The 8,743-nt window shown below is 53.9% G+C and carries 8 protein-coding genes; 6 read left to right on the plus strand and 2 right to left on the minus strand.

Annotated features, from left to right (window positions below):
- Nucleotides 1-76: 76 nt before the first annotated feature.
- The 6 genes from IM295_RS22280 to IM295_RS22305 all read left to right on the plus strand — a co-directional run bounded on the left by IM295_RS22280 (nt 77) and on the right by IM295_RS22305 (nt 7,135).
- Nucleotides 77-1,717, plus strand: coding sequence for a sensor histidine kinase (locus IM295_RS22280; protein WP_193067339.1), 1,641 nt, complete (start codon nt 77-79; stop codon nt 1,715-1,717).
- On the plus strand, nt 1,701-2,396 hold the full coding sequence (locus IM295_RS22285; RefSeq protein ID WP_075206212.1) for a response regulator: 696 nt from the start codon (nt 1,701-1,703) through the stop codon (nt 2,394-2,396). The genes IM295_RS22280 and IM295_RS22285 overlap by 17 nt, the downstream gene beginning before the upstream one ends.
- Nucleotides 2,397-2,564: 168 nt before the next feature.
- A complete protein-coding gene (locus tag IM295_RS22290; RefSeq protein ID WP_048999234.1) occupies nt 2,565-3,653 on the plus strand; it encodes an ABC transporter substrate-binding protein in 1,089 nt (362 codons plus the stop codon).
- A 79-nt stretch (nt 3,654-3,732) separates the two neighbouring features.
- Nucleotides 3,733-5,502, plus strand: coding sequence for an iron ABC transporter permease (locus tag IM295_RS22295; RefSeq protein ID WP_045260923.1), 1,770 nt, complete (start codon nt 3,733-3,735; stop codon nt 5,500-5,502).
- Nucleotides 5,495-6,565, plus strand: a complete 1,071-nt coding sequence (locus IM295_RS22300; protein WP_028014309.1) for an ABC transporter ATP-binding protein — start codon at nt 5,495-5,497, stop codon at nt 6,563-6,565. The genes IM295_RS22295 and IM295_RS22300 overlap by 8 nt, the downstream gene beginning before the upstream one ends.
- Before the next feature lie 174 nt (nt 6,566-6,739).
- Entirely contained in the window at nt 6,740-7,135 is a 396-nt protein-coding gene (locus tag IM295_RS22305) for a hypothetical protein (RefSeq protein ID WP_045260924.1), read from the plus strand.
- A gap of 59 nt (nt 7,136-7,194) precedes the next feature.
- On the opposite strand, the gene IM295_RS22310 is transcribed toward IM295_RS22305, so the two are convergent.
- Entirely contained in the window at nt 7,195-7,809 is a 615-nt protein-coding gene (locus IM295_RS22310) for an outer membrane beta-barrel protein (RefSeq protein WP_193052186.1), read from the minus strand.
- 94 nt (nt 7,810-7,903) lie between these two features.
- Complete coding sequence (locus IM295_RS22315; RefSeq protein ID WP_136343742.1) at nt 7,904-8,533, minus strand: helix-turn-helix domain-containing protein; 630 nt, start codon at nt 8,531-8,533, stop codon at nt 7,904-7,906.
- Nucleotides 8,534-8,743: the final 210 nt, after the last annotated feature.

Below are 8,743 nucleotides of genomic sequence, written 5' to 3' on the forward strand. Positions count from 1 at the left end.
TCGCCAGATTGCGTCCGCTATTGGCACATGTCAGGCTCCGCAAATCTCTCACTTTCATAGGGCTAGCACAGGTTGAATGAAACGCAGACTCTCTTTTCAGGTAAAGCTGTTTTTAGCGCTGGTGTGCTTCTCCTGCCTGCTGTTAGTTCTGCTGGGAACGATCCTGTTTCATTTTATTGACCGACAGCTACACCACGATTTGGGCCAGCGCGCCCGGGTTCAGGCCAGTGAAATCGCCCTGATACCGGGTCTGGCGGAAATGGTGGCAGCCAGAGATATCCCCGCTATCGCCCGCTTAATACAGCCGCTGCGTGCCGAAAGCGATGCCAGCTATATTGTGATTGGCGATACCCGGGAACAGCACCTTTATCATTCGGAATCACCGGAGCGCATTAATTTACCGATGATTGGAGGGGATAATGCGGAGGTGTTAAAAGGCAAAACCATTATTTCCGTGCGTCAGGGCGGGATTGGGGTGTCGCTGCGCAGCAAAGCGCCAATCTTTAATGCGCAGCATCAGGTAATTGGCATCGTCTCGGTCGGCTATCTGACCTCGTATATCGCCAATATTAACGCCCGCATTCTCTGGCAGGCTGGACTGTACGGTATTGCCCTTCTGCTGTTGCTGTTTATTTTCTCCTGGCTGTTTACCCGCAATCTTAAAAAGCAGATGTTCCGCCTTGAGCCGAAAGATATCGCCCAGTTGGTTTTGCAGCAACGCGCGCTATTAGAAGCCATGTACGAGGGGGTATTTGCCATCAATGAAGAGAAGCGGCTGATTTTAATTAACCGGGCAGCCAGGGAGATGCTCGATATTCATCAAAGTGAGAAAGAACTTATCGGCAAACCGCTGGAAGACGTTCTGCAGACGTCGCCGGGCTTTTTATCCCAGCGCTACGCCTCGGTAAGCGCTGGTCGCCACGACCAAATCGCAGTGCTTAACCAGCGAGAGGTGATCGTTAACCGCGTGGCGATTGAGGTCGAACCCGGCGTTGAAAGCGGCTGGGTGTACAGCTTTCGCGACAAAAACGACATTAACACCCTCAGCAGCCAACTGAGCCAGATCAAGCGCTATGCGGACAACCTGCGCATTATGCGCCACGAGCAGCTGAACTGGACCGCCACGCTGGTGGGGCTGCTGCAGATGAAACACTATGACGAGGCGATCCGTTACATCCAGGTGCAGTCAGAAGGCGCGCAGCGCGTGCTGGATTTTGTCTCCGCCCATTTTGTCTCTCCGGCCCTGTGCGGGCTGCTGTTAGGAAAATACGTCAGCGCGCGCGAAAAAGGCGTTGAACTGCAGTTTGACCCGGCCTGCCAGCTCACCCGCATGCCCGGCACGCTCAACGAAACGGAGCTGATGTCCATTATTGGTAACCTGCTGGATAACGCGGTGGACGCGACCCTTAAGGCACCGGTCCCCGCGCCAGTGGAACTCTACATTTCTGACCGCAACCAGGAGTTGTTGATAGAGGTGGCAGACAGAGGCTGCGGTGTGGATGAAGCGGTGAAGCCACACATTTTCCGCCAGGGTTTCAGCAGCAAACCGGAAAGTGAAAACGACATTGTGGGTACCGAGCACGGTATTGGCCTGTTTCTGGTGGCAGGCTATATCAGGAAAGCGGGCGGCAGCATAGAGATCGCCGACAACACGCCGCAGGGCACCATTTTTTCTGTGTTTATTCCCAATGGACAACCGCATGACCCAACCACTTGACGTTGTGATCGTTGAAGATGAACCGCACCTGGCGGAGCTGCATCGCGAGTATATCGAGCAGAATTTTCACTTGCGCGTGGTGGGCATCGCCGCGTCGATTGAGCAGGCATGCAGCCTGATTCGTCAGCATCAGCCGCGGCTTATCCTGCTGGACAACTATCTCCCGGACGGTAAAGGCGTGGAGCTCATCGATAACCCGCTGTTGAAAAGCTATGAATGCTCGGTGATCTTCATCACCGCCGCCAGCGATATGCAGACCTGCAGCCATGCCATGCGCAGCGGCGCGTTTGACTACCTGATCAAGCCCGTCTTTTTCCAGCGCCTGCACGCCTCGCTGGAGCGGTTTATGCGCTTCGTCCACACCGTGCAGCAGGTGAAGGTGGTCGACCAGCACGCGCTGGATCGTCTGTTTAATCTGCCTGCCGCGGAAGCCTCCATTACGCCGTCGACGAAGGGCATTGAACCCCAAACGCTGGAAAGGATTAAACGCCTGTTCGCCGAACATCCCGACAGCGCGATGTCGGTTGAAGAGGTGGTGGAAAACGTGGGGATCAGCAAAACCACGGGGCGTCGCTACCTGGAATACTGCGTGGAGAGCGGGTTAATCATCGTCGAAATGCTGTATGGCAATATTGGTCATCCACGGCGGCTATACCGCAAAGCCGACGATAAACCGTAATCCGAAACCGTTCGCAGGCAAACGTTCGCGGATTTTATGGTGTTAATTGCTGAAACGATGGTGACAGTCACACTTCGGAATCATTGCCCGCGCCTCCCTATTGTCGGAGGCGCGCTTTACGCTATGTTGACAATTAGTTCCTCAAATGTAACTAAAAGGTTAACTATAATGTCGAACACGTTCCGAATTTCTCTGCTTACCGCTACCGTACTGTTCTCTGCTTCTGCACTCTCTGCCCTGCCGCAGGGCTATCCTGCTGAGTATCAAAAAGTTGTCGATGCCGCCACCAAAGAGGGCAAGGTGGTGATTTACTCCACCACCGACACCAAAGCCGCCGGGCCGCTGATTGCGGGCTTCGAAAAAACCTACCCGGGCATCAAAGTTGAATACAACGACATGAACAGCACCGAGCTGTACAACCGTTTTATCAGCGAACAGGCCTCCGGTGGCGGTAGCGGCGACGTGGTCTGGAGCTCCTCAATGGACACCGGGCTGAAACTCGCCACCGACTACGCCATGGAGTACAAATCGCCGGAGCAAAGTCAGCTGCCGAAATGGGCAGTCTGGAAAGATAAGGCATACGGCACCACCTATGAGCCAGTGGTCTTTATCTACAACAAGCGCCTGATCCCGGCTGGCGACGTGCCGAATTCTCACGCTGCGCTGGCGAAGCTGATTGCCAGCCAGACGGACAAATTCAAGAGCAAAGTCACCACCTACGACATCGAAAAATCGGGTCTTGGCTTTATGCTTTCCGTGCAGGATCACAAGGCCGATCCAAACTACTTTAAAACCCTGGCCGACGTCGCCAAAGGCGGCTTAGCAGTGCAGTCATCAACGGGCACCATGATGGAGAGGGTTTCCTCCGGTGAAAACCTGATCGGCTTTAACATCCTCGGATCCTATGCTGAAGCCCGTGCGAAGAACGATCCTTCTCTCGGCATTTCGTACCCGAAAGATTACACGCTGGTGCTCTCGCGCGTGTCGTTCATCAGCCAGCAGGCGCAAAACAGCAATGCGGCAAAACTGTGGCTTGACTATGTGCTGTCTGAAAAAGGGCAAAGCATTCTGGCCAGTCAGGCGGACATCCCCTCCATCCGTAACGATATCGAAGGCAAAAATGATATTGACGGCCTGACCAAAATCCTCGGTAACGCGCTGAAGCCGATCCCGGTTGATGAAACGCTGCTGGAGTACCTGCAGCCGAAAAAACGCCTGGAGTACATCAAAGAGTGGCGTGCAGCCGCCGCCAAATAAGCGTTCGGGCGCGGCGCACGCCGTCGCGCTCCCTGTCGACTGAGTTCGTTTTATTGGGCTGCAACACCAGGGATACCCCATGAATACATTACGCAGAAAGTGGCAAAGCCTGCCGCGCGGCATCGTCGTGCTGATAACCGCTCTGGTTATCTACACGCCGCTGTCATTTATCGTGATACAGAGCTTCCTGTCCGCTCCGTTCTTTTCTCCGGCAAAAGAGTGGAGCCTTGAATCATTTGGCTTTATCTTCACCGACCCTGATTTCTATAAGGCCCTGAGAAGCGGTTTTATTCTCGCCTTCGGGCTGGTCATCATCGCCATTCCGCTGGGTGGCGTGCTGGCGTTTCTGATGGTTCGCACCGACCTGCCCGGCCGCCGCCTGATTGAACCGCTGATCCTGGTCCCCATTTTCGTATCGCCGATGGTGCTCGGCTTTGGCTATGTGGTGGCTGCTGGTCCCGTGGGCTTTCTGTCCCTGTGGGCGCAGGCGCTGATCGGCTTTGTGCCGTGGAACATCTACGATATGTCGAGCATCGTGGTCATTGCTGGCCTGACGCACGTGCCGCATGCCTATCTCTATATTTCATCCGCGCTGCGCAGCGTCGGCTCTGATGTGGAAGAAGCCGCGCGCATTGCGGGTGCCTCTCCGCTGCAGGTGATGACCTCGGTCAGTCTGCCGATGGTGCGCCCGTCGATCCTGTACGCCATCGTGCTGCTGTTCTTCCTCGGGCTGGAAGTATTTGGCCTGATGCTGGTGCTCGGCGATCCGGAAGGCAATATGGTGCTGGCAACCTACCTGTACCAGCTGACGAACAAGCTCGGCACGCCTTCCTATCACCTGATGGCGGCGGTTGCCGTGGTGCTGATTTGCATCACCATCCCGCTGGTGATGCTCCAGCGTCGTCTGATGCGCACCGCCAACCGCTTCGTCACTATGAAAGGGAAAGCCTCCCAGGCTCGCGCGTTACCGCTGGGCAAATGGCGCTGGGTTGCCGGGGCGGTGGTTGCCTTCTGGCTCACCGTCACCATCGGCGTGCCGCTGCTCGGCGTGGTGCTGCGCGCGTTTATCTCCAACTGGGGTGTGGGCGTTTCGCTGTGGGATGAGCTTTCGCTGAGCACTTTCCGCACCATCTGGGCACAGCCCAACCTGCTGCGCGCCATCGTCAACTCCATGGCAATTGGGGTGATTGGCGGCGCGCTGGCCGTGGCGTGCTACCTGTTCGTCGGGATTGCGATGCACCGTAAGCCGGATAACACCACGCGCTTCCTGGACTACAGCGTGCTGGTGCCGCGCGCCGTGCCTGGCCTGCTTGCCGGTCTGGCGTTCCTGTGGGTGTTCCTGTTCCTGCCGATGTGGCTGGACAACTCGCTGAAATCCGGCTGGCTTTCCGGGTTCGCCTGGACCGACTGGATGCGCGAGAACGTCATCGTCTGGCTGCGTTCGCTGCGCAGCACCATTTTCAGCGTCTGGCTGGCCTATACCGTGGTGTGGATGGCTTACGGGCTGAGGCTTATCTCTTCCACGCTGCTGCAGGTGGGGCCAGAGCTTGAAGAAGCCGCGCGCAGCACCGGGGCGACGCGCGGGCAGATCACCCGCCATGTGACCATTCCCCTCTCCCGCTACGGTCTTATTGGTTCGTGGCTGCTGATGTTTCTGATCTTTGAGCGCGAATACTCAACGGGTGTGTATCTGCTTTCCCCCGGCACGGAGACCATCGGTTCAATGCTGGTTTCCCTCTGGGCCGCGGGTGCCATTGATATCGTGGCGGCGCTCTCTTTCATTAACATCCTGCTGGTCGTGGTAGGTCTGGGCATTGCCCTTCGTTTCGGAGTGAAAATACATGATTGAATTAGCGGTTGACGATCTGCACTTAACCTACGGCGACAATCCTGTTTTAAAAGGTGTCTCCATGAACCTGAAGCGCGGCGAAGTGGTCTCCTTGTTAGGCCCCTCCGGCAGTGGTAAAACCACCCTGCTGCGTGCCGTCGCGGGTCTGGAAAAACCGACGCAGGGGTCGATTGTCATTGGCAACAATAAAGTTTACGACGGCACGCCGCGCAGTGAGATCCCGGCAGAAGAGCGTAACCTGGGGCTGGTGTTCCAGTCCTATGCCCTGTGGCCGCACAAAACCGTGTTTGAGAACGTGGCCTATCCGCTCAAGCTGCGTAAAGTTCCGGCCAAAGAGATCCAGCAGCGCGTACAGGACGTGCTGGACCAGCTGGGTCTGGGCCATCTTGGCAAACGTCACCCGCACCAGCTCTCCGGCGGGCAACAGCAGCGCGTGGCGATTGGCCGGGCGCTGGTGTACAACCCACCGGTGATTTTGCTGGACGAGCCGCTTTCCAACCTCGACGCCAAGCTGCGCGAAGAGGCCCGCGTGTTCCTGCGCGAGCTGATTATCAAACTCGGGTTATCCGCGCTGATGGTGACGCACGACCAGAACGAAGCGATGTCCATATCCGACCGCATCCTGCTGCTTAACAACGGCAAAATTGAGCAACAGGGCACGCCGCAGGAGATGTACGGCTCGCCAAAAACGCTGTTTACCGCCGAGTTTATGGGCAGCAACAACCGCCTGCACGGCAAGGTCACCGAAGTGCGCGACGGCAGAGCGCGTATCGAAGGGAAAGGCTGGGTTCTGTGGGGCCAGGCCGGTGAAGGGGTACAGAGCGGTAATGACGCCACGGCGGTGATCCGGGTCGAACGCGTGGCGGTGGTTGAGGGGCCAGGGGAAAATCAGCTTGAACTGCCGCTGCTCACCAGCATGTATCTCGGCGACCGCTGGGAGTACCTGTTCCGCACGCCGGGAGATGATTTTGTCATTCGCGCATATGGGCATGAGGTTCGGGATCCGCAGCACTGCCATCTTTCGCTGCCGGAGAAGCATGTTTGGGTGTTCCCGAAAAACTGATAAAAAAGGCTGCGTACTGCAGCCTGTTTTACTTTAACAGCGTGAACAACCGTTTATGTCTACGCCGTTGTTAAACATACCCGCTAAGTTATTTAAAATTAAACAAGTTTACTCTGAAGATCTTCCTGTTGTTTACGATAATGTCCGTTCCGCTTATTAACCCTGAGTTGTCCAATGAAGACACGGTCATTATTACTGGCGCTGTTCAGCCTCAATTTAGTTACCGCCTGCAGCGCATCTCATCCGGATAAGGTTGAACAGATACATCATCTGCAGGTTCCGCTAGTTCTACCGGGAGATAAACCGCCTTCCATTCCGGCCTCGCATATTGCAGCGCTTTATCAGGAGAATAAAGTACAGATAGACAGATTATCGGCACAACTGAAATCAGAGTATTTACAGCACGCTACCGCGAAGGATATTTTTACCGAAGATAGCCCCGTTCAGCCGGTCTACGCCTCGCTGACAAAACTAGAACAGCTTGAAATGATTAATCAGCAATACCTGAAAGACAAAAACGTTACCGGCCTGCAAAAGATTAAACTTGCTCTTGATCCTTTAGTTACTTAAATACCAAAAAGCCCAACTGCTAAGCAGTCGGGCTTTTATCATTGAGAGGCTAACAACGATCAATCGTGCTGTCCAAATCGCCATGTCAGGCCTGCTGTTACGGAGCTTACGTCGCTGCTGACGCCAATCTGGTTGGCATTACCCACATTGCTTACCCATTGATATTCGAGGCGACCAGCCAAATTTTTGTTGAACGCATACTCTGTCCCCACCGCGGCAAGCGGGCGAACGCCTGTATCGAAACGATTGTGACCACTTACATCAGATTCTGCCCGATATGCCATCGCACCGGCGCGCCCATAGATATCCCAGCTGTCGGTCACGGCATAGCTGGCTTTTAAGGACATCTGCAGCCCCTGGCTTTTCATTTGTGCGCCCGCACTATGATTGCCTTTAATCTGCATATTTCCTAAATAATCGTAACCACCTTCTACTGCCAGCCAGGGTGTCATCTGATAGCCAGCGTAAACCCCGCCACCGACGTTATCATGATCGATATTATACTGGCTGGAGCCACTGTTATTATCGCTCGCTTTTGAACCGGTGCTGGCGTCAAAATAGTGTGACCAGCCGAATTTAGCCCCGCTGTACCATGTACCTGTATCCGCAGCTGCAAATGCAGTTGTGGCTGTGAATGCGTTAGCAATAATTAATGCAAAAAGTGTCTTCTTCATACAAATCCCGTTTACTCCGTTGAATAGTTTCAGTGGGCAAACGATAACGACAAACGAGAACAACGTGAAATATTTTTCTGTTTAATTTTAAATTTTAAAACGACTCCGGTAAATCTCCCAACTCCATTAAATACCCGCCGCGCTTAAATGCGATATATTGACCTTGCTTAAGGGCTGATAATACGTTGAGAATACTACTGCGTGAAAGAAGCGTACGGTCCTGAATATATTCCAGAATGCTGGTCCGCATACGCGCCTCTTCGGGCAATAATACCATTTCCTGCAAATAACTACGAATCACGGAATAGGTACGTTGCTGCACGACCTGCGCATCACGATAAATGAGATACGCCGTATGATACGACAGCAAGGCCGCAACATCTTCCCAGACGCCCTGTTGACGAAATAGCGTAGCTGCTTCATCTGCATCAGCACGTAAAATGATAGACTCTCTTTCTGCACGTAAAATATGCCCCTGTGTCGGCTGAATCATCTCGGCAATGCCGAACAGATGAGGCTCAAAAACGGTCACCAGGAGCAGACCATCAGATGCCCGCAGCAAAGAAAGCTCACCCTCTTGAAAAAGATACATTTGCTGGTGGCCTTTATGTTTCCAGGTGATCCGCTTACGCGGCACGAGCTTCACTTTTTCCGCGATCGGCTCAAGGATGGCAGTAAGACGTTCAATAGATTGTTCAGGCCGAACGGGAGGTAAAATATTCATGACACCACCTTTTAGCATTGGGTAATAGCCATTATAGACTACAGCGGTCATGGCTCAGACAAGTATGAGGGAGAAGTGATATCAGATGGAAAAGGAAGAGTAAAAAGAAATTTTGTTTATTTTTGAATTTCCCCTCAGAACATTAGTGATATATAACTGATATTTATTGGCACTTGCTTTAAAACCCATGAAAAACCATGGAGAAAAGAC

The organism is Enterobacter cloacae complex sp. P14RS (assembly GCF_014895895.1).
Lineage (GTDB): Bacteria > Pseudomonadota > Gammaproteobacteria > Enterobacterales > Enterobacteriaceae > Enterobacter > Enterobacter bugandensis.

Excerpts from the sequence above, each read along its gene's own strand:
- IM295_RS22280 (WP_193067339.1), top strand. The coding sequence starts at position 77 with ATGAAACGCAGACTCTCTTTTCAGGTAAAGCTGTTTTTAGCGCTGGTG.
- IM295_RS22285 (WP_075206212.1), top strand. The coding sequence starts at position 1,701 with ATGACCCAACCACTTGACGTTGTGATCGTTGAAGATGAACCGCACCTG.
- IM295_RS22290 (WP_048999234.1), top strand. The coding sequence starts at position 2,565 with ATGTCGAACACGTTCCGAATTTCTCTGCTTACCGCTACCGTACTGTTC.
- IM295_RS22295 (WP_045260923.1), top strand. The coding sequence starts at position 3,733 with ATGAATACATTACGCAGAAAGTGGCAAAGCCTGCCGCGCGGCATCGTC.
- IM295_RS22300 (WP_028014309.1), top strand. The coding sequence starts at position 5,495 with ATGATTGAATTAGCGGTTGACGATCTGCACTTAACCTACGGCGACAAT.
- IM295_RS22305 (WP_045260924.1), top strand. The coding sequence starts at position 6,740 with ATGAAGACACGGTCATTATTACTGGCGCTGTTCAGCCTCAATTTAGTT.
- IM295_RS22310 (WP_193052186.1), bottom strand. The coding sequence starts at position 7,809 with ATGAAGAAGACACTTTTTGCATTAATTATTGCTAACGCATTCACAGCC.
- IM295_RS22315 (WP_136343742.1), bottom strand. The coding sequence starts at position 8,533 with ATGAATATTTTACCTCCCGTTCGGCCTGAACAATCTATTGAACGTCTT.